Annotated in this window: 17 protein-coding genes and 4 pseudogenes; 18 read left to right on the forward strand and 3 right to left on the reverse strand. The window is 68.1% G+C overall.

Annotation, left to right across the window (positions count from 1 at the left end):
• Positions 1–299 precede the first annotated feature (299 nt).
• The 11 genes and pseudogenes from BMG07_RS19985 to rtcA all read left to right on the forward strand — a co-directional run bounded on the left by BMG07_RS19985 (position 300) and on the right by rtcA (position 9,370).
• A complete protein-coding gene (locus BMG07_RS19985; protein ID WP_198086020.1) occupies positions 300–1,451 on the forward strand; it encodes a slipin family protein in 1,152 nt (383 codons plus the stop codon).
• 42 nt (positions 1,452–1,493) lie between these two features.
• On the forward strand, positions 1,494–1,991 hold the full coding sequence (locus BMG07_RS19990) for a hypothetical protein (protein WP_269759196.1): 498 nt from the start codon (positions 1,494–1,496) through the stop codon (positions 1,989–1,991).
• A gap of 43 nt (positions 1,992–2,034) precedes the next feature.
• Complete coding sequence (locus BMG07_RS19995; protein ID WP_198086021.1) at positions 2,035–3,267, forward strand: RtcB family protein; 1,233 nt, start codon at positions 2,035–2,037, stop codon at positions 3,265–3,267.
• An 8-nt stretch (positions 3,268–3,275) separates the two neighbouring features.
• A complete protein-coding gene (locus BMG07_RS20000; protein WP_198086022.1) occupies positions 3,276–3,557 on the forward strand; it encodes a hypothetical protein in 282 nt (93 codons plus the stop codon).
• Between the two features lie 58 nt (positions 3,558–3,615).
• Positions 3,616–4,272 (forward strand): zinc-ribbon domain-containing protein, encoded by a 657-nt coding sequence (locus tag BMG07_RS20005; RefSeq protein WP_198086023.1) that lies wholly within the window; start codon positions 3,616–3,618, stop codon positions 4,270–4,272.
• Positions 4,273–4,274: 2 nt separating this feature from the next.
• A pseudogene (locus tag BMG07_RS42485) lies at positions 4,275–4,646 on the forward strand (MBL fold metallo-hydrolase); the annotation flags it as partial.
• 146 nt (positions 4,647–4,792) lie between these two features.
• Positions 4,793–5,227, forward strand: coding sequence for a hypothetical protein (locus BMG07_RS42490; protein WP_269759199.1), 435 nt, complete (start codon positions 4,793–4,795; stop codon positions 5,225–5,227).
• 17 nt (positions 5,228–5,244) lie between these two features.
• Positions 5,245–6,089: pseudogene (locus tag BMG07_RS20015) on the forward strand (DNA polymerase beta superfamily protein).
• A gap of 117 nt (positions 6,090–6,206) precedes the next feature.
• A complete protein-coding gene (locus tag BMG07_RS20020; RefSeq protein WP_198086024.1) occupies positions 6,207–7,730 on the forward strand; it encodes a hypothetical protein in 1,524 nt (507 codons plus the stop codon).
• On the forward strand, positions 7,616–8,281 hold the full coding sequence (locus tag BMG07_RS20025) for a TerD family protein (protein WP_198086025.1): 666 nt from the start codon (positions 7,616–7,618) through the stop codon (positions 8,279–8,281). The genes BMG07_RS20020 and BMG07_RS20025 overlap by 115 nt, the downstream gene beginning before the upstream one ends.
• Positions 8,282–8,311: 30 nt before the next feature.
• On the forward strand, positions 8,312–9,370 hold the full coding sequence (gene rtcA, locus BMG07_RS20030; protein ID WP_198086026.1) for an RNA 3'-terminal phosphate cyclase: 1,059 nt from the start codon (positions 8,312–8,314) through the stop codon (positions 9,368–9,370).
• Between the two features lie 24 nt (positions 9,371–9,394).
• On the opposite strand, the gene BMG07_RS20035 is transcribed toward rtcA, so the two are convergent.
• Positions 9,395–9,844, reverse strand: a complete 450-nt coding sequence (locus tag BMG07_RS20035; RefSeq protein WP_198086027.1) for a MarR family winged helix-turn-helix transcriptional regulator — start codon at positions 9,842–9,844, stop codon at positions 9,395–9,397.
• A gap of 74 nt (positions 9,845–9,918) precedes the next feature.
• Here BMG07_RS20035 and BMG07_RS20040 point away from each other — a divergent pair, with 74 nt between their 5' ends.
• The 7 genes and pseudogenes from BMG07_RS20040 to BMG07_RS20070 all read left to right on the forward strand — a co-directional run bounded on the left by BMG07_RS20040 (position 9,919) and on the right by BMG07_RS20070 (position 17,577).
• A complete protein-coding gene (locus BMG07_RS20040; protein ID WP_198086028.1) occupies positions 9,919–10,908 on the forward strand; it encodes a tripartite tricarboxylate transporter substrate binding protein in 990 nt (329 codons plus the stop codon).
• 7 nt (positions 10,909–10,915) lie between these two features.
• Positions 10,916–11,887, forward strand: a complete 972-nt coding sequence (locus tag BMG07_RS20045; protein ID WP_198086029.1) for an amidohydrolase family protein — start codon at positions 10,916–10,918, stop codon at positions 11,885–11,887.
• 133 nt (positions 11,888–12,020) lie between these two features.
• On the forward strand, positions 12,021–13,232 hold the full coding sequence (locus tag BMG07_RS20050; protein WP_198086030.1) for a 3-hydroxybenzoate 6-monooxygenase: 1,212 nt from the start codon (positions 12,021–12,023) through the stop codon (positions 13,230–13,232).
• Entirely contained in the window at positions 13,229–14,629 is a 1,401-nt protein-coding gene (locus tag BMG07_RS20055) for an MFS transporter (RefSeq protein ID WP_307867024.1), read from the forward strand. Before BMG07_RS20050 ends, BMG07_RS20055 begins: the two co-directional genes overlap by 4 nt.
• Positions 14,626–15,036, forward strand: coding sequence for a DoxX family protein (locus tag BMG07_RS20060; RefSeq protein WP_198086031.1), 411 nt, complete (start codon positions 14,626–14,628; stop codon positions 15,034–15,036). Before BMG07_RS20055 ends, BMG07_RS20060 begins: the two co-directional genes overlap by 4 nt.
• 96 nt (positions 15,037–15,132) lie before the next feature.
• Entirely contained in the window at positions 15,133–16,491 is a 1,359-nt protein-coding gene (locus BMG07_RS20065; RefSeq protein WP_269759197.1) for an MFS transporter, read from the forward strand.
• Positions 16,492–16,516: 25 nt separating this feature from the next.
• Positions 16,517–17,577: pseudogene (locus BMG07_RS20070) on the forward strand (maleylacetate reductase).
• 27 nt (positions 17,578–17,604) lie between these two features.
• On the opposite strand, the gene BMG07_RS20075 reads toward BMG07_RS20070, so the two are convergent.
• Both BMG07_RS20075 and BMG07_RS20080 read right to left on the reverse strand, forming a co-directional pair.
• Positions 17,605–17,967 carry an alpha/beta hydrolase gene (locus BMG07_RS20075; protein WP_198086032.1) on the reverse strand — a complete coding sequence of 121 codons (363 nt, stop codon included), beginning with the start codon at positions 17,965–17,967 and terminating at the stop codon, positions 17,605–17,607.
• 204 nt (positions 17,968–18,171) lie between these two features.
• Positions 18,172–18,373, reverse strand: a pseudogene (locus BMG07_RS20080) (helicase SNF2); the annotation flags it as partial.

Here is an 18,373-nt window from a genome sequence, read left to right on the forward strand (position 1 = left end):
GGGGCGAAAGCCCCACCGCCCCGGCACACCGGAGCGATGGCGCAGGGCAAACCAATTCCCTGCGGCGCGCGACACCGTGCCAGTGCAGGCGGCTTGTGCACCGTGCGTTCCGCAAGGAACCGCGTGCAGCCATCGACGGAGAGGACAGAGACGGCGTCGCCCACGGGGCGGCGCAGGCTTCCCGCCCCGGCGACCGCTGCATCGCGAACCTTGCGAACCGCAGTGCCCGCCGCCTGCCCTTACCGGGCACTGAATGACGACGAACGAACACTGAACGAAGAAAGAACGGGAGTACAAAAATGCTGGGTTTCAACCGAATCACGATCAAGAAGAGCGAACGCGCGCTGCTGCTGCGCAACGGCGATTTCGAGCAACTGCTGGGCGCCGGCAAGCACTGGGTGTTCTCCGGCTTGGACAAGGTGCAACTGGAGCGCTTCGCGCTGACCCAGCCCGCGTTCGAGCACGAACTGACCGACTACTTTCTGGCGCAGGAGCCCGCGCTGGTGGAGCGCGAGTTCGTGCATGTGTCGCTCGGCGAAACCGAAGTCGGCCTGCGGCTGGAAGACGGCGTGCTGGTGCAGATCCTGCCGCCCGCCACGCGCAAGCTGTATTGGCGCGGCTTGCGTGCGCAGCGCGTCGATGTGATCGACGTGGCAAGCGACGCACGCCTGCCGGCCGAGCTGGTGTCCAAGCTGCAGAGCGTGGCCCTGCGTCCGCGTGCGGTGGCGGGCCTGGACGGTGTGCTGCTGGTGCAGGTGCCGGAGTTCCATGTCGGCGTGCTGACGCTCCAGGGCCAGATGCAGGAACTGCTGGCGCCGGGCAACCATGGTTTCTGGCGCTTCAACCGGCAGGTGGCCGTGACCTGCGTGGACCTGCGTTCGCAGATCGCCGAAGTGAGCGGCCAGGAAATCCTGACCCGCGACAAGGTGGGCCTGCGCTTGAACATGTCGGCGGTGTGGCACTTCACCGACGTGCGGCAGGCCATGGCGCAGATGCCGAAGCCGGCCGACCACGTGTACCGCGAGCCGCAGTTCGGGCTGCGCGCCGCCGTGGGCGAGCAGACGCTCGATGCGCTGCTGGAGAACAAGTCGGCCATCGACCAGACGGTGCTGGCGCAAGTGCGCGAGCGTTTGCAGGGCACCGGCATCGCGCTGGAAAGCGTGGGCGTGAAGGACATCATCCTGCCCGGCGAGATGAAGACCATCCTCGCTCAGGTGGTGGAGGCGGAGAAGTCGGCGCAGGCCAACGTGATCCGCCGCCGCGAGGAAACCGCGGCCACGCGCTCGCTGCTGAACACCGCCAAGGTGATGGAGGGCAACCCCGTCGCGTTGCGGATGAAGGAGCTCGAAACGCTGGAACGCGTGGCCGAGCGCATCGACAAGATCTCCGTGATCGGCGGTCTGGACCAGGTGCTCAACGGGTTGGTGACGCTGCGGCCGAACGCCCCTTGAGTCGCGCATTCGAGAGAGACAGAGAGAGAAGGGAAGAAGAGAATGACCGAAGAAGAATTGCAGTCGCAAGACGAGCTCATCGCCTACCACCTGCACGATGCGGGCTGGGCAGAGATGCGGCTCAGTGCCGCACCCGAGCGATTGGGCTTTGCGGTGTCTTACCTGCACGATTCGCTCGGCGACCTGGCACGCATGGGCCTTGCCCTGCAGAAGGGCGCCGGGCGCGCCGAGGCGGTGTTCATGGACGAGCCGGGCGAGGCGATTCTTGTGGTCTCGGGCGCCGGGAACACCTTGCAGTACGAGCTGCGCCAGTACCGTGACTGGGCCAGCTGGGGCATCGTCGCGCTCGAAGCCCACGAGGTGGTGGCGCGCGGCGAGATCGGGCGTGCCGGGCTGGTCGGCAACATCCATGCGATCCTGCGGCGCATTCACGATGACGTGGGGCCGCAGCGATACCGCGAGATGTGGGTCGAGCACGACTTCCCGCTGCAGGACTACGAACGCCTGTCGATCGCGCTGCACAAGCGCGCGATGACCTGAGGCGACACGGAACGAACGAAGAAGAGAACAGAAGAGGACGAAGATGAACGCAGAACAAACGAACTACAACCTGCACGAAGTCGAGAACGGCGTGCCCGTGAAGATGTGGACCCGCGGCGTGCCCGTGGAAGCCGAGGCGCAGAAGCAGCTGGAAAACGCCGCGCGCCTGCCTATCGTGTTCAAGCACATCGCGGCCATGCCCGACGTGCACTACGGCATCGGTGCGACCGTGGGTTCGGTGATCCCGACCTTCAAGGCCATCATCCCGGCCGCGGTGGGCGTGGACATCGGTTGCGGAATGATGGCGTGCAAGACCACGCTCAACGCGCGCGACCTGCCCGACAACCTGGGCCCGCTGCGCTCGGCGATCGAGAAGGCCGTGCCGCACGGAAGCAACCCCAAGCGCATGGGCCGCGACAAGGGTTCGTGGGAAACGCCGCCTGACGAAACCGATGCGGCCTGGGCCCAGCTGGTGAACGAGTTCGACCTGATCTGCGAGGACTACCCGCGCCTGCAGAACACCAACAACCACAAGCATCTGGGAACGCTGGGTACGGGCAACCACTTCATCGAGGTGTGCCTGGACGAAGCGGGAGCCGTGTGGTTCATGCTGCACTCGGGTTCGCGCGGAGTGGGTAACGCCATCGGCACGCACTTCATCGAGCTGGCCAAGAAGGACGCGGAACTGCACCAGCGCAACCTGCCCGATCAGGACCTGGCGTACTTCGAGGAAGGCGCCCAGTACTTCGGCGACTACGTGCGCGCGGTGGGTTGGGCCCAGAAGTTCGCGCGTGCGAACCGCGAGGTGATGATGCAGCGCGTGGTCGCGGCCGCGCGCAAGGTAATCACCAAGCCTTTCGAGGCGCATGTGGAAGCGGTGAACTGCCACCACAACTACGTGAGCCGCGAAACGCACTTCGGTGAAGACGTACTCGTGACCCGCAAGGGTGCGGTGAGCGCCAAGGCCGGCGAGCTGGGGATCATTCCCGGCAGCATGGGCGCCAAGAGCTTCATCGTGCGCGGAAAGGGCAACCCCGAGAGCTTCATGAGCTGCAGCCACGGCGCCGGTCGAAAGATGAGCCGTACCAAGGCGAAGAAGCTCTTCACCATCGCCGACCAGATCGCCGCGACGCAAGGCGTGGAATGCCGAAAAGACGCCGACGTGATCGACGAGATTCCGATGGCCTACAAGGACATCGACGCGGTGATGGATGCGCAGAAGGACCTGGTGGAGGTGGTTTACACGCTCAAGCAGGTCGTGTGCGTGAAGGGTTGAACGTGGGCGTGGAATATCGCGTCAAGGTCACGTTGCCGTCGCGCGCCGTGGCGGAAGGCATGTGCAGGAAGGCGGGCATCGGCTGCCACCTGCGCATGGACGGCGCGCGTGCGGATTTCTATCCCGCGCCGCCGTCCTCGCCCTCTGAATGGGCCCAGGTCTCGGTGAGCATCGAGGCAGATGGCTTCGTCGTCTGCCTGCTTGCGAACAGCAACTTCGCGCGGCAGGTGTTGGGCTGCATCGTTCAACTTGCCGCGGGCGAAGGTATCGTGACAGTGGAAGCGCTATAGAAGGTTTTCGGGAGAACGACCGGCCTTCGTAGCGACGTATTGCGAAGGTGGGAAGAAAATGAAAAGCAACAAGCAGCGGCGTGCCGAGATCAAGGCGCGGCGCCTCGAACGTGCGGCGGCACTGGAAGCCAGGCTGCGCGTGCGCGATGTGCGGACGCCCAGGGTCTGGGAGTCCGTGCCAGGTCTGGAGGTGGCCGACAAGTCCAAACTTGCGCACTGCAACACCTTGTACGGCGAGGTGCCCGACTTCTATATCGACCGTGTCTTCACGTGCCGCGATTGCAGCGCCGAGGAAGTGTGGACGGCCAAGCAGCAGAAGTGGTGGTACGAGTCCGCGCAAGGATCGATTTACAGTCACGCGGTTCGATGCAGCGCGTGCCGGAAGGCGCGGCGCCAGTTGCAAGCAACGGCTTCGGCGCATGCGGGTGCCAACCTGTTGCGCGAGGAGGTGGCGCGGTTGCGTGCCCTCGCCGCAGCCAAGCCCAATGCCGTAGCCTTGGCAGAAATAGATGCCGCCTTGCAGAGCAAGTGGCGAAGCCTGCGCGTCGTTGCGATCGAGGTCATGGGGCGCTGGGGTGGCCCGGAACAGGTCGTGCGGTTGAAAGCCTTCGTGGCCGGCCATCCGGGCGGAAGCAATCACCGTTGGTGGGAGCGCGAGGCAGCGGATGCGGCCGCAAAAGCATTGGCTCGCCTTGCGGAGGAAAAGACAAAATGATGATGAAACTGACTTTCCTGGGGACCTCTTCCGGCACCCCCACACGCCATCGCAACGTCTCCGGCCTCGCCGTGCAGACGGTGCTGGGCGCTGACTGGTTCCTGGTCGACTGCGGCGAAGGCACGCAGCATCGCGTGCTGCAAACGCCGCTGTCGCTGAACGACCTGGCCGCCGTCTGCATCACGCATGTGCACGGCGACCATTGCTACGGACTGCCGGGCCTGCTCGCGAGCGCGGGCATGAACAAGCGCACCAAGCCGCTGAAGCTGATCGCGCCGCTGCCGGTGTGGCAGTGGTTCCAGGCCACGCGCGACCTGACGGACCTGCATCTGCCCTACGAAATCGAGCACGTCGATCTCGAAGACCGTGCGCTCGTGCATGCCGCACCCGGCGTTCGCATCGAGTGCCATGTGTTGCGCCATCGCGTGCCCAGCCACGCCTTCCGCGTGCAGGTCGAAACGCGCCGTTCGCGATTGAAAGCCGACGCGCTGCGCGCCATCGGCCTACCGCCCGGCCCCGCATGCGCGCGCTGCAGACCGGCGAAGACGTGCCTTTCAACGGCCAGGTGCTGCGCGGCGCCGACTACACCGACACGCAGGTCGACACGGCCACCGCCGTGCTGGGCGGCGACAACGCCGAGCCCGCGTTGCTGCTCGACGCCTGCAAGGGCGCGCAGCTGCTGGTGCACGAAGCCACTTTCACGCAGGACGCGCTCGACAAGGTCGGCCCCGGGCCGATGCACAGTTCCGCGCGCCTGCTCGCTGAGTTCGCGCAAACGGCCGAAGTGCCCAACCTGGTCCTCACGCATTTCAGCGCGCGCCACCAGAACGACGAGGGCATGGCCGCATTGATGGCTGAGACGAAGGCGCACTACAACGGCAATGCGTTTCTTGCCAACGACCTGGATGTTTATGAACTCGACAGTGCCGGCCACGTAGCCGTCACCCGAGCTTGAAGGAGGAAAAAGAAGAAATGAGCACTGAGAAAGAAGAGTTCCTGCGCTCCGCCCACCCGATCGACCCCGCCATGCGCGCACAGATCATGGAGGCCCTGCGCGGCATCGAAGCCGAGCACGACGTCACCGTGCTCTTCGCCTGCGAATCCGGCAGCCGCGGCTGGGGCTTCGCTTCGCCCGACAGCGACTACGACGTGCGCTTCATCTACGTGAACCGCCTGCCGTGGTACCTCACGGTGGCGCCGCGTCGCGACGTGATCGAACTGCCGATCAGCGGCGACCTCGATATCAACGGCTGGGACCTGCGCAAGGCGCTGGGCCTGATGCGCGAGTCGAACCCGACGCTGCTCGAATGGCTGCGTTCGCCCATCGTCTACCGCGACGACGCGGTGGCGATGCCGCGTTTTCGTGCGCTGTCGGAGGCGGTGTTCTCCACGCGCGCGGCTGGCATCACTACACCTCGATGGCGAAGAAGAACTTTCGCGAGCACCTGCAGGCCGACGAGGTGCGCTACAAGAAGTACCTCTACGTGCTGCGCCCGCTGCTGGCTGCGCGCTGGATCCGCGCGCGGCCCGGCGTGCCGCCGATGCGTTTCGCCGACCTGGCGCAGCACACGCTCGACGCGGCGCGCGACGCCGCGCTGATCGCCGAGATCAACGCACTGCTCGAGGTGAAGATGCGCGCCGGCGAAGCCGCGACCAGCCCGCGCTGGCCCGGCATCCACGCGTTCATCGAAGCCGAGCTGGCCGCCAACGCGGCCGAACCCATCACGCCGCTGCCTTCGGCCGATGGCTCCGGGCTCGATGCATTCCTGCATGAAACGGTGCTGCGCTTCGATGGCGCGGCCATGGAGGTCGTATGATGTTCGTGAGCGGCTATGTGGGTCCTTCCTTCTTCCATCCACTGAATCCAGGGTCTGCGCTTTCCGCTCTTTTTTCGTGCGCCGTGCCTTCGCACCGGCGCTTGCGCAGGTCATGCAATGAACGGCCAGATCTACCTGCGCCGACGTTCGCGTGTGCTGGCCCAGCCCGGCCGCGCGATGCTGCCGCCGGCCTACCTGGCGACGCTCTACAAGGAACTCGAGGCGCTCGGCTTCACGCTGTCGCCGGCGCTGGACGCCTGCCTGGGCACGTGGGAGGCACGGCCTTTCGAGGTGTTCTACAAGGCGCTGCTCAAGGACATTCGGGAGATGAAGGGCGTGCACCACACGTGGCGCCCGCTCTACCCGGACTTTCCCGCGCAGGTCGTGCGGGCCAGCGCGGCCGAGCTGTTTCTCAACGCGGTGCGGCACTACGCGAGCTTCGGAACCTGGCGGCCCGACGAAACGGCTTCGCCCCGCCGCGACCTGGGCGAAGCCGCGCGCCGCGCGCACCTGCGAACCATCGACATCGGAACGCAGCAAGACTTCGAACAGATCTTCACGCAGCTGGCCGGCGCGCGCAGTTCGCTCTCGCCGCAGGACAAGGACGACCTCGACTGGTTCGTGCGCCAGTACGGCGGCAAGGTGTACGCCTGGATGCCGGCGCAGTTCGTGTCGAAGGAAAACCTCGCCACGCTCGGCGGTGCGCTGCTGCGCGCGGAAGAACCGGGTGCGTTGCCTTTTCTCGAGGCGCATCTGCAGACCGCGACCGATGTGCTGCGGCTGGCCGTGGCGTGGAGCAAGGGCGACGTGTCGCTCGCCGAGCCGACGAAGTTCGCGCGCATGAAGCGCCCGATGCGCCGCTGGCTCATCGCGATGATGGACCGCTGCGGCAGCGTGGCCGAAGACATGGCGCGCCGCCCCGAGGTGTTCAAGCGGCTGGGCGAGGTGCTGCATCCCGGCGAATACGCCAAGCGTTTCCCGGCCGCGGCGGCTGCATTCGAAGGCGTGCGCAACGGTGTGCGGCCGCAGGGCTTCAACCACCACATCGAGCGGCAGCTGGAAATGCGCGCCATCGACGACGCGCTGGCGTTGCTGCCGACGCGGCCCGGTGAATTCGCGCGCCGTCTGGACCACGTGCTGCGCGTGGCGCCGCAACCGGCCGATGTGCTTGCGCGCTTCGAGGCCGTCGCGGACCAGGCATCGACGGCCGTGCTGTTGCAGGCGATGGTGCAGTTCCGCCGGCGTGGCGAACACACGCTGCGCAGTTTCTTCCCCAAGGGCGAGACGGCCAACGTCTTCGCCATCGAGGACACGCGCGCCCCTTGCCGCAAGGCGCGGCCGGGGAGGCCGCGGCCTTGTGCGAAGCCGCGCTGCTGCGGCGCTTTGCGCAGCTTCCGTCGCTCGGCCGCTGCCATGTCGACGCGGACCTGCGCAACTACCTCGTGCCGTTCTCGCAGCGCTCGGCCTCGAAGGCGCTGCGCACGCTGGTGCGCGGCAGCCGTTTGCCGATGCCGGCGGGCAACATCGTGCGCCTCTTCCTCTGGTGGAAGAACGGCCGCGAACGCACGGACATCGACCTGTCGGCGGCGCTCTTCGACGCACGCTACAAGTACCTGGACGTGCTTGCGTACTACAACCTGAAGAGCTACGGCGGCGTGCACAGCGGCGACATCGTCGATGCGCCGAAGGGAGCGGCGGAGTTCATCGACCTCGACATCGCGCTGCTGCGCGAGAAGGGCGTGCGCTACGTGGTGAGCTCGATCAACAGCTACACCTCGCAGGCCTTCTGCGACCTGCCCGAGTGCTTCGCGGGCTGGATGGCGCGCGAGTCCGCGGGCTCGGGCGAGATCTTTGAGCCGTCCACGGTGATCGACAAGGTCGACGTGGCGGCGAACACGACGATCTGCCTGCCGGCGATCTTCGATCTCCAGGCGCGCGAGGTGATCTGGGCGGACATCGCGCTGAAGCGGTATCCGCTGTGGAACAACGTGCAGAACAATCTCGCGGGCGTGTCGCTGATGCTGCGCTCGCTGGTGGAACTGGCCAAGCCCGATCTCCACACGCTCTTCATGCTGCATGCGCGGGCGCGTGGGCAATTGATGGAAACGGCCGGGGAGGCCGAGACGGTGTTCGGCGTGCACCAGGGGATCACGCCTTTCGACCTGGACAAGATACGCGCCGACTTCATGTAGCGGCCGGCGCATTGCAAGAAGAACAAGATGATGACGAACAAGGACAAAGAAACGATCGCGCTGGACGGCTCGCAAGGCGAGGGCGGCGGGCAGATCCTGCGCACCAGCCTCGCGCTGTCGGTGGCCACGGGCCAGCCGCTGGCCATCGAGAAGATCCGCGCGGGCCGCGCCAAGCCGGGCCTGATGCGCCAGCACCTGGCGTGCGTGAACGCCGCCGCCGAAATCAGCGGCGCGCAGGTCGAGGGCGCCGAACTCGGCTCGCAGTCGCTGCGCTTCGCGCCGGGCGCGGTGCGCGCGGGCGACTACCGCTTCTCGATCGCCAGCGCCGGCAGCTGCATGCTGGTGCTGCAGACCGTGCTGCCGCCGTTGCTGCTGGCCGGCGCGAGCAGCCGCGTGCAGCTCAGCGGCGGCACGCACAACCCGATGGCGCCGCCGTTCCACTTCCTGGAGCGCGCGTTCGCGCCGCTGGTGCGCCGCCTGGGCGCGGACCTGCAACTGACGCTGCGCCGCTGCGGCTTCTACCCGGCCGGCGGCGGCGAGGTCGAGGCGATCATCGTGCCGGCCGTGGGCGCGCTGCAGTCATTCGACCTGATGGCGCGCGGCGCGCTCCAGTCGAGCCATGCCGAATGCCTGGCGCCCGGCCTGCCGCGCCATGTGCCGACGCGCGAACTCGACACGCTGGGCGGCGCCATGGGCTGGTCCGGCGAGCAGCTGCGCCTGGGCGCCGTGCGGCAGAACGAAGGCCCGGGCAATGCGCTGCTGGCCACGCTGGCTTATGAGCACATCACCGAGGTCTTCACGGTCTTCGGCGAGAAGTCGATGAGCGCGGAGCAGGTGGCGCATGGCCTTGTCAAGGAACTGCGCGCGTTCCAGAAGAGCGAAGCCGCCGTCGGCCCGCACCTGGCGGACCAGCTGGCGCTGCTGCTCGCGCTCGCGGCGTGGCAGGGCCATAAGGCCGCGGCCTTCACCTGCAGCGAGGTGACCGAGCACACGCGCACCAACTGCGCGGTGATCGAGCGGTTCCTGCCGGTGCGCTTCGCCATCACCGAGCGCCGCGAGGCCTGCACGGTGCAGGTCTCTCCGGCCTGAAGTAGAGAGAAAAAACCCGCTCGCTCAGGCGAGCGGCGTCGCGTTGGCGTACAGGCGCAGCAGCATCGCGCGCAGCGTCTTCACCTCGGCCGCGGTGAAGTCCGAGGTCGCCACGGCCTCATAGTGCTGCGCGCGCGGAATCAGTTCGCAGGTCAGCGCCAGCCCGCGTTCCGTGAGCGCGATGCGCACCGCGCGTTTGTCGGTGTCGCACTTCTCGCGCGCCACCAGTTCCTGCGCCACCAGCCGGTCGACGATGCGCGACAGCGCCGACAGGTCGGTCGATGCATGCGTGGCCAGTTCCGACAGCGTTTGCCGCGGCGTGTGCTGCAGCGACGCGCACACGCGCCACTCGCTGAGGCTGAGTCCGTAGGGCTTCAGCGCCTTCGCAAAGGCGTTGCCCATGCGCGCGCCGGCGCGCGCCAGAAGGAACGGAATGGCCTTCTCCAGGTCGTGATCGCGAGACAGGGTTTTCATGTAGACATGCTTGAACAATCAAGTATATAGTCCGCCGCAATTACTTGAATAATCAAGCAAAAACGGAGACGACCATGAACCTGAGCCCTTCCCGTCGGGGTGCCATCGCGGTGGCGCTTTCTCTTCTGTCGGCGTTGCCGCTGGCCCATGCGCAGAGCGCGGCGGCCAAGTGGCCGCAGCAGGCGGTGCGCTTCATCGTTCCGTTTCCGGCGGGCTCCGCGCCCGACGTGCTGGTGCGCCAGGTGGGCGCCAAGCTGGGCGACAAGTGGGGGCAGGCGGTGATCGTCGACAACAAGCCCGGCGGCAGCGGCGTGATCGGCATGAACAGCATCCTCTCGGCATCGGCCGACGGCTATACCTTCGGCTTCGTGCAGGGCTCGGCGATCTCGGTGGCGCCCAGCATCATCAAGGGCGTCAACTACGACTTCAACCGCGACTTCGTGCCGGTCACGCTCGCGGCCGTGGCGCCCTTCATGCTCGCGGTGCCGGCCAACTCGCCCTACAAGACGCTGGCCGACTTTCTTGCCGCCGCGCGCACCAAGCCGCAGGGCCTCGAGGTGGCCGACAACGGGCGCGGCACCGCGCCGCACCTGGCCTCGGCGCTGCTGGGGCTGCAGTCGGGAACGCAGTTCCTGGAGGTGCACTACACCGGCGGCGCGCAGGCCATGCAGGGCACGCTGGGCGGCCAGACGCAGATGATGGTCGAGACCTACAACGTGGTCGCCGGCAATGTGCAGGGCGGCCGCATGCGCATCCTCGCGAGCATGGGCGACCGCGTGGAAGCGGGGCTGGAGCCGTTCCCGCTCGCGAGCAAGACAGTGCCCGGCGCGGTGGCGCACGGCTGGTTCGCGGTCATCGCGAAGAAGGGCGTCGACCCGCTGGTGCTCGCCAGGCTCAACAAGGACATGAACGAAGCGCTGCTGCTGCCCGACGTGGTGGCCAAGTCGCGCGAGCTCGGCACCTACCCACGGCCGGGCACCCCCGAACAGCTGGCGCGCTACATCGCCGACGACCGCAAGGTCTGGCAGGACGTGCTGGACAAGCTCAACATCAAACCGGAGTGATTCACCCATGAAGAACAAGATTGCGCTCGAAGAGCACTTTGCGATCGACCTCACCATTGCCGACTCGCAGGTGTACGCCCGCCCCGAGGTGTGGCAGGGCCTGAAGAACAACCTGCTCGACTTCGAGCAGCAGCGCATCGAGCAGATGGACGCGTGGGGCACCGAGATGTCGATCCTCTCGCTGAACTCGCCGGCGGTGCAGGGCATTCCCGACGCGAAGCGCGCCGTCGAGGTGGCCCGCCGCGCCAACGACGTGCTGGCCGAACAGGTCAAGCGCCACCCCACGCGCTTCGGCGGCTTTGCCGCGCTGCCTTTGCAAGACCCCGAAGCCGCCGCGCGCGAGCTGACACGCTGCGTGAACGAGCTGGGCTTTCACGGCTTCCTGGTCAACGGCTTCTCGCAGGTCGGCGACGAGCACACGGTGGTCTATTACGACGACCCGCGCTTCGCCGATTTCTGGGCCGTGGCGGCCGCGCTGAAGAAGCCCTTCTATATGCACCCGCGTGATCCGCTGCTCAGCCGCGAGCCCATCTACGAAGGCGCGCACTGGCTCACCGGCCCGACCTGGGCCTTCGCGGTGGAGACCGGCCTGCATGCGCTGCGCATCATGTCCAGCGGCCTGTTCGACCGCCACCCCGAGCTGCAGATGATCCTGGGCCACTTCGGCGAAGGCCTGCCGTTCAACATCTGGCGCGTCGACCACATCCTGCGCAAGGGCCGCCGCGGCATGCCCTGCGACAGAGAGATCGGCGACTACCTGCGCAGCAACGTGCACATCACGACCAGCGGCAACTTCCGCACGCCCACGCTGCTGTCGACCCTGCTCGAGGTGGGTTCGGACCGCATCATGTATTCGGTCGACTACCCGTTCGAGAAGCACGAGGACGCGGCCCGCTGGTTCGACACGTGCGAGATCAGCGAAAACGACCGCCAGAAGATCGGCCGCGACAACGCGCGCAAGCTGTTCGGATTGGTATGAGCTCACCCCCAGTCTTCGCGCACTTCGTGTCGCTACGCCAACCCCCTTGCAGGGGGCAACACCGGCGGCCCGGCAAAGCCGGTTCCGCGGTGTTCCTGGAAAGAACTCCTGCGCAAATCCCTGAGGAAGGTCGATGAATAGATCCAAAGACACTCGCCCCGTGCTCGTGGCCGGCGGCGGCATCGGCGGCCTGGCTGCCGCGCTGGCGCTGGTGCGCGAGGGCTACCGCGTGAAGGTGATCGAGCAGGCCGGGCAGATCGGCGAGATCGGCGCCGGCATCCAGCTCAGCCCCAACGCATTCGCCGCCTGCGACGCGCTGGGCGTGGGCGAACACCTGCGCGCCAAGGCGGTCTACACCGAAGAGATGGTGATGTTCGACGCCATCGACGCGCAGCGCGTGGCGGGCATTTCGCTGTCGCAGCGTTTTCGCGAGCGCTTCGGCAACCCGTATGCGGTGATCCATCGCGCCGACATCCACGGCGCGCTGCTCGAAGGCGTGAAGGCCACCACCGAGGGCATCGAGTTCCTGACCTCGACCAGGGTCGTGCACATCGAGCAGGACGACCACGGCGTGACGCTGATCGACGCGCAGGGCGGCCGGCATCAAGGGCAGGCCGTGATCGGCTGCGACGGCGTGCGTTCGGCGGTGCGCCAGCAGTACGTGGGCGACAGCATCCGCGTGTCGGGCCACGTGGTGTTTCGCGCGGTGATCGACACGGCCGACTTCCCCGAGGCGCTGCGCTTCACCGCACCGTGCATCTGGGTCGGGCCCAACTGCCACCTGGTGCACTACCCGCTGAAGGGCGGCGACAAGTTCAACCTGGCCGTCACCTTCCACAGCGACCAGCCCGAGGCGTGGGGCTCGATGGACGGCGACCCGGCCGAAGTGCAGCGCTACTTCCGTTCGACCTGCGAGCAGGTGCAACAACTGCTGCGCATTCCGAAGGCATGGAAGCGCTATTCCACCGCCGACCGCAACCCCATCGAACAATGGACCTTCGGCCGCGCCACGCTGCTGGGCGACGCGGCGCACCCGATGGTGCAGTACCTGGCGCAAGGCGCCTGCACGGCCTGCGAAGACGCGGTGACGCTGGGCCTGGCCCTGCGCCGCGAAGGCGGCGACTGGCCGCGCGCGCTGGCGCTGTACGAGCGCTCCCGCGTGGCGCGCACCGCGCGCGTGGTGCTGTCGGCGCGCGAGATGGGCCGCATCTACCACGCCAAGGGCGTCGAGCGGCTGGTGCGCAACGGCATGTGGACCGGCCGCCCGCAGGAGCGCTTCTACGACGCGCTCGAGTGGCTCTACGGCTGGACCGCCGCGAACTGCCTGGCCGGGGACGTCGCGTGAAGATCCTGCCGCATTCTCTGGACGCGGGCGGTGGCCCGGCTGCGGCCGAAGGCGCCATCGACATCCCCGCGCTGATCGACAGCCACCCCGTCGGCGCCTTCCAGAAATGGATCCTGCTGCTGGTGGGCTGCGCGGTCGTGATGGACGGCTTCGACGTGCAGGCCATGGGCTTCGTGGCGCCGGCCATCGTGCATGCCTGGGGCATCGAGAAGGCGGCGCTGGGCCCGGTGTTCGGCGCGGGCCTGTTCGGCATGCTGGTCGGCTCGCTGGTGCTGAGCGTGTGCGCCGACCGCATCGGCCGCCGGCCGGTGCTGATCGGCGCCACGGTGTTCTTTGCGCTGTGCATGCTGGCGACCGCGTTCACGCACACGCTCAACGAGCTGCTCGCGATGCGCTTCATCACCGGCATCGGCCTGGGCGGCATCATGGCCAACGCCAGCGCGCTGGCCAGCGAGTACAGCCCGAGGCGCCGGCGCGTGACGCTGATGATGTGGGTGTCGTGCGGCTTCACCGGCGGCGCGGTGCTGGGCGGGCTGATCTCGGCCGTGCTCATTCCGTGGGGCGGCTGGCAGGCGGTGTTCGTCTTCGGCGGCATCGTGCCGCTGGTGATCGCCGCGCTCATGCTGCGCTACATGCCCGAGTCGATGCAGTTCCTGGTGCTGCGCGGGCGCAAGCTCGATCGCGTGCAGCAGTGGCTGGGCCGCATCGCGCCCGAGGTGCGCGTGGGCCCCGGCACGCGCTATGTGGTGCATGAGGCGAAGCAAGACGGTGCGCCCGTGGTCGAGCTGTTCCGCGCCGGGCGCGGGCCCGCCACGCTGCTGCTGTGGGGCATCAACTTCATGAACCTGCTGAACCTGTTCTTCCTGGCGAACTGGCTGCCGACCATCGCGACCGAGGCCGGCTACAGCGGCCGCATGGCGGTGCTGGTGGGCACGCTGCTGCAGGTGGGCGGCGTGGTGGGCACGGTGGCCATGGGGCCGCTGATCGACCGCATCGGCTTCTACCGCGTGCTGGTGCCGGTGTTCGCGGTGGCGGTGGTGACCATCGCGGTCATCGGCCAGCCGGCGCTGCCGCTGGCCCTGCTGCTCGCGGTGGTCATGGTCAGCGGCTTCTGCGTGGTGGGGGCGCAGCCCGCGCTCATCGCGCTGGCGTCGGGCGTGTACCCGACGACGGTGCGTGCCACCGGCATGGGCTGGAGCCTGGGCATCGGCCGCGCGGGCTCCATCGTGGGGCCGGTGCTGGCGGGCTGGCTCATCGGCCTGCACTGGAGCCACAGCGCACTCTTCATCGCGGCGGCCGTGCCGGCGCTGCTGTCGTGCCTGATGGTGCTGTGCATGGGGCGACTGAAATTCACGGGCGCCACGGCGGCGCTCGCACATCCTGGAGAGAACGAATGACGACGAACGATTCCTCGCGCGGCGGGGCCCTGGCCGCGCGCGTGCTGATGGCGGTGATCTTCCTGGTCGCGGGCGTGCGCAAGCTCATGACCTACGGCGCCACGCTCGGCTACTTCGGCAAGCTGGGCATTCCGCTGGCCGACGTGGTGCTGCCGCTGACCATCGCGCTCGAGGTGGGCGGCGGGCTGCTGCTGATCGCCGGGTGGCGGGTGCAGTGGGTGGCCTCGGCGCTCGCGCTGTTCACGCTGGCCACGGCCTTCACCGCGCACGCCTTCTGGGCGGCCGACGCGGCGCAGTTCGCGGGGCAGCTCAACAACTTCCTGAAGAACGTGGCCATGGTCGGCGGTTTCCTGCTGCTGATCGTCCACGCGCCGGCCGGCCGGCGCCGGGCCGGCGCCCCCGGCTGAGCGGAAAACTGCTTTCCGCTCGCGTCGTTGAACCGGTCGCGGGCCGGCGGGACACTCGCGCCCATCGCAAACCAGCGATGGAGACAAGACAACGCCATGACCGATACAGGTTCAATCGCCACGCGCCGCACCGTCGACGTGCAGTGGCTCATCAACGCCCGTCCCTTGTCGCGCTACCAGTGGGGCATCGTGGCGATGTGCTTCCTGATCGTGCTGCTCGACGGCCTGGACACCGCCGCCATGGGCTTCATCGCGCCGGCGCTGGTGCGCGACTGGGGCGTGCCCAGCGCCTCGCTCGGCCCGGTGATGAGCGCGGCGCTGGCCGGCATGATCTTCGGCGCGCTGGGTTCGGGCCCGCTGGCCGACCGCTTCGGGCGCAAGGCGGTGCTGTGCGTGTCGGTGGCGGTGTTCGGCGGCTTCTCGCTGTGGTCGGCCTTCGCGACCGGCATCGACCAGCTGGTGGTGCTGCGCTTCCTGACCGGCATCGGGCTGGGCGCGGGCATGCCGAACGCGACCACGCTGCTGTCGGAGTACACGCCCGAGAAGGTCAAGTCGCTGCTGGTGACGACGATGTTCTGCGGCTTCAACCTGGGCATGGCCGGCGGCGGGTTTCTGTCGGCCGCGATCATTCCGCTCTGGGGCTGGCACAGCCTGCTGCTGATCGGCGGCATCGTGCCGATGCTGCTGTTGCCCGTGCTGCTGCTCTGGCTGCCGGAGTCGGCGCGCTTCATGGTGGTTCGCGGGCAGCCGGTCGAGCGCATCCGCAAGGTGCTGCAGCCGGTGGCGCGCGAGTCGCTGGCGGGCGTCGAGGCGTTCACCATTCCGGGCCAGCAGGCCGGCGGCAAGGGGCCGCGCGGCCCGGTGCTGGCGCGCATGTTCACCAGCGGCCTGGGCCCGGGCACGCTGCTGCTGTGGGGCACCAACTTCATGGGGCTGATCATCATCTACCTGCTCACGAGCTGGCTGCCGACGCTGATGCGCGAAAGCGGCGCGTCGATGACGCAGTCGGCCGTGGTGGGCGCGCTGTTCCAGTTCGGCGGCGTGCTGAGCGCGGTGGGCGTGGGCTGGGCCATGGACCGCGGCAACCCGCACAAGGTGATCGGCCTCTGCTACCTGCTGGCCGGCGTGCTCGCGGTGGCGGTGGGCCACAGCATGGGCAGCGGGCTGGCGCTCGTGCTGCTGGTGCTGTTCGCGGGCATGTGCATCAACGGCGCGCAGTCGGCCATGCCCTCGCTGGCGGCGCGCTATTACCCGACCCACGTGCGCGCCACGGGCGTTTCATGGATGCTCGGCATCGGGCGCTTCGGCGCGGTGCTGGGCGCCTGGCTCGGGGCGGCGCTGCTGGGCCTGGGCTGGAACTTCGAGCAGGTGCTCACGGTGCTGATCGTGCCGGCGGTGCTGGCGATGTTGGGCGTCTTCATCAAGGGCCGCATCAGCCACACCGACGCTTCATGAACATTCTGAAAGAGACAGGAAAGCCATGACCACCCCTTCGTTCGTCTACAACAGCGTGCCTCAGCGCGTGGTGTTCGGCGCCGGTTCGCTGCAGCACCTGGCGCGCGAGATCGATGCGCTCGGCGCGCGCCGCGCATTGGTGCTGTCCACGCCCGAGCAGCGCCCGCAGGCCGAGCGCGTGGCCGACATGCTCGGCGGCCATGCGGCCGGCGTGTTCGACCGCGCCGTGATGCACGTGCCCATCGAGACCGCGCGCGAGGCGCGCGAAGTGGCCCGGCGCCTGGGCGCCGACTGCGCCGTGGCCATCGGCGGCGGCTCGACCACGGGGCTGGGCAAGGCGATTGCGCTCGACTCGGGCCTGCCGATTCTTGCGATCCCGACCACCTACGCGGCTCCGAGATGACGCCGATCTACGGCATCACCGAAGCCGGCATGAAGAAGACGGGCAAGGACTTCAAGGTGCTGCCGCGCACCGTGATCTACGACCCCGAGTTGTCGCTGAGCCTGCCCGTGGGCATGAGCGTGACGAGCGGCATCAACGCCATCGCGCATGCGGCCGAAGGGCTCTACGCGGTCGACTCGAACCCGATCATGGATTTGATGGCGCAGGAAGGCATTGCCGCGCTGGGCCGTGCGTTGCCCGCCATCCGCGCGACGCCGAAAGACGCGGGCGCGCGCAGCGATGCGCTCTACGGCGCGTGGCTGTGCGGCACGGTGCTGGGCAATGTCGGCATGGCACTGCACCACAAGCTGTGCCACACGCTGGGCGGCAGCTTCAACCTGCCGCATGCGGAGACCCACACCATCGTGCTGCCGCACGCGCTGGCCTACAACGCCGAGGCGGCGCCGCAAGCGATGGCACGCATCGTCAAGGCTCTGGGGGGCAGCAGCGCCGCGCAGGCCGTGTACGACCTGGCGAGCGACAACGGCGCGCCGGTTGCGCTGCGCGACATCGGCATGAAGGAGTCCGATCTCGACCTGGCCTGCGCGCACGCGCTGCAGAACCAGTATCCCAATCCGCGCCCGCTGGCGCGGGACGCGATTCGCGCCCTGTTGCAGAACGCGTGGGAAGGCGTGCGGCCCTGAACGCCCGGGGCCGCGTTGCGCCGCTGCTTACAGGCCGGCGCGGCGCGTGAACGACACCGACGGCTTCTTGTACGCGGCAGGCACTTCGTCGCGGTAGAACGCGCGGCGGTCCAGGCTTTGCAGCGGGTTGTTCGCGGCGGCCACGGCCTGCTCGCGCACGGCGGCGCGGTCGAGCGTGGAGTTGAGGGCCACGGTGCCTTCGGCGGCGGCGTCCGAGTAGGCATTGCCCGCGCGCGTGGCGGCCACGGCTTCGGCGTTCACGTCGGCGCGACTGGCGGCCGAGGTGATGGCGTGCACGCCGTCATAGCTTTCCGCGTGCGCGGCGGCGGTGCCCAACAGTGCGAAGGCGGTGGCGAAGACGGAGGCGGCGATGCGTTGCTTGGAGTTCATGGTGAAGAGTCCCTTTGGTTCACGGTGTGGGCGGCGGACATTCGTCGTTGCCACAACATGAAGTGTGAAACCACGGCGTGATGCGCGCTGTGCGTTTGCGCACCGCTTTCACGCATTGCCGCACATGAAAAACCGGCCCCTGCTTTCGCAAGGGCCGGCTTGGGCGTGGAGGCTCGCCGAAGCGAGACAGGCGCGGCGCGCCGATTACAGCGGCAGTGCGTCGCCACGGGCCGCGGCGCGGGCGGCGGCACGCACGGTGGCGCGATCGATCGTGCTGGCCACCATCGGGGCCGTGCCCGACGAGGCGCCTTCGGCATAGGGGTTGTCGCTGTGCGCGGCGGCCACGGCCTCGGCGCGCACGGCGGCGCGGCTGGTCGACGAAGCGACGACCGAAGCGGGGCCGGCG

It is taken from the genome of Variovorax sp. E3 (assembly GCF_016082275.1).
In the GTDB taxonomy this organism is placed as follows: Bacteria; Pseudomonadota; Gammaproteobacteria; order Burkholderiales; family Burkholderiaceae_C; genus Variovorax.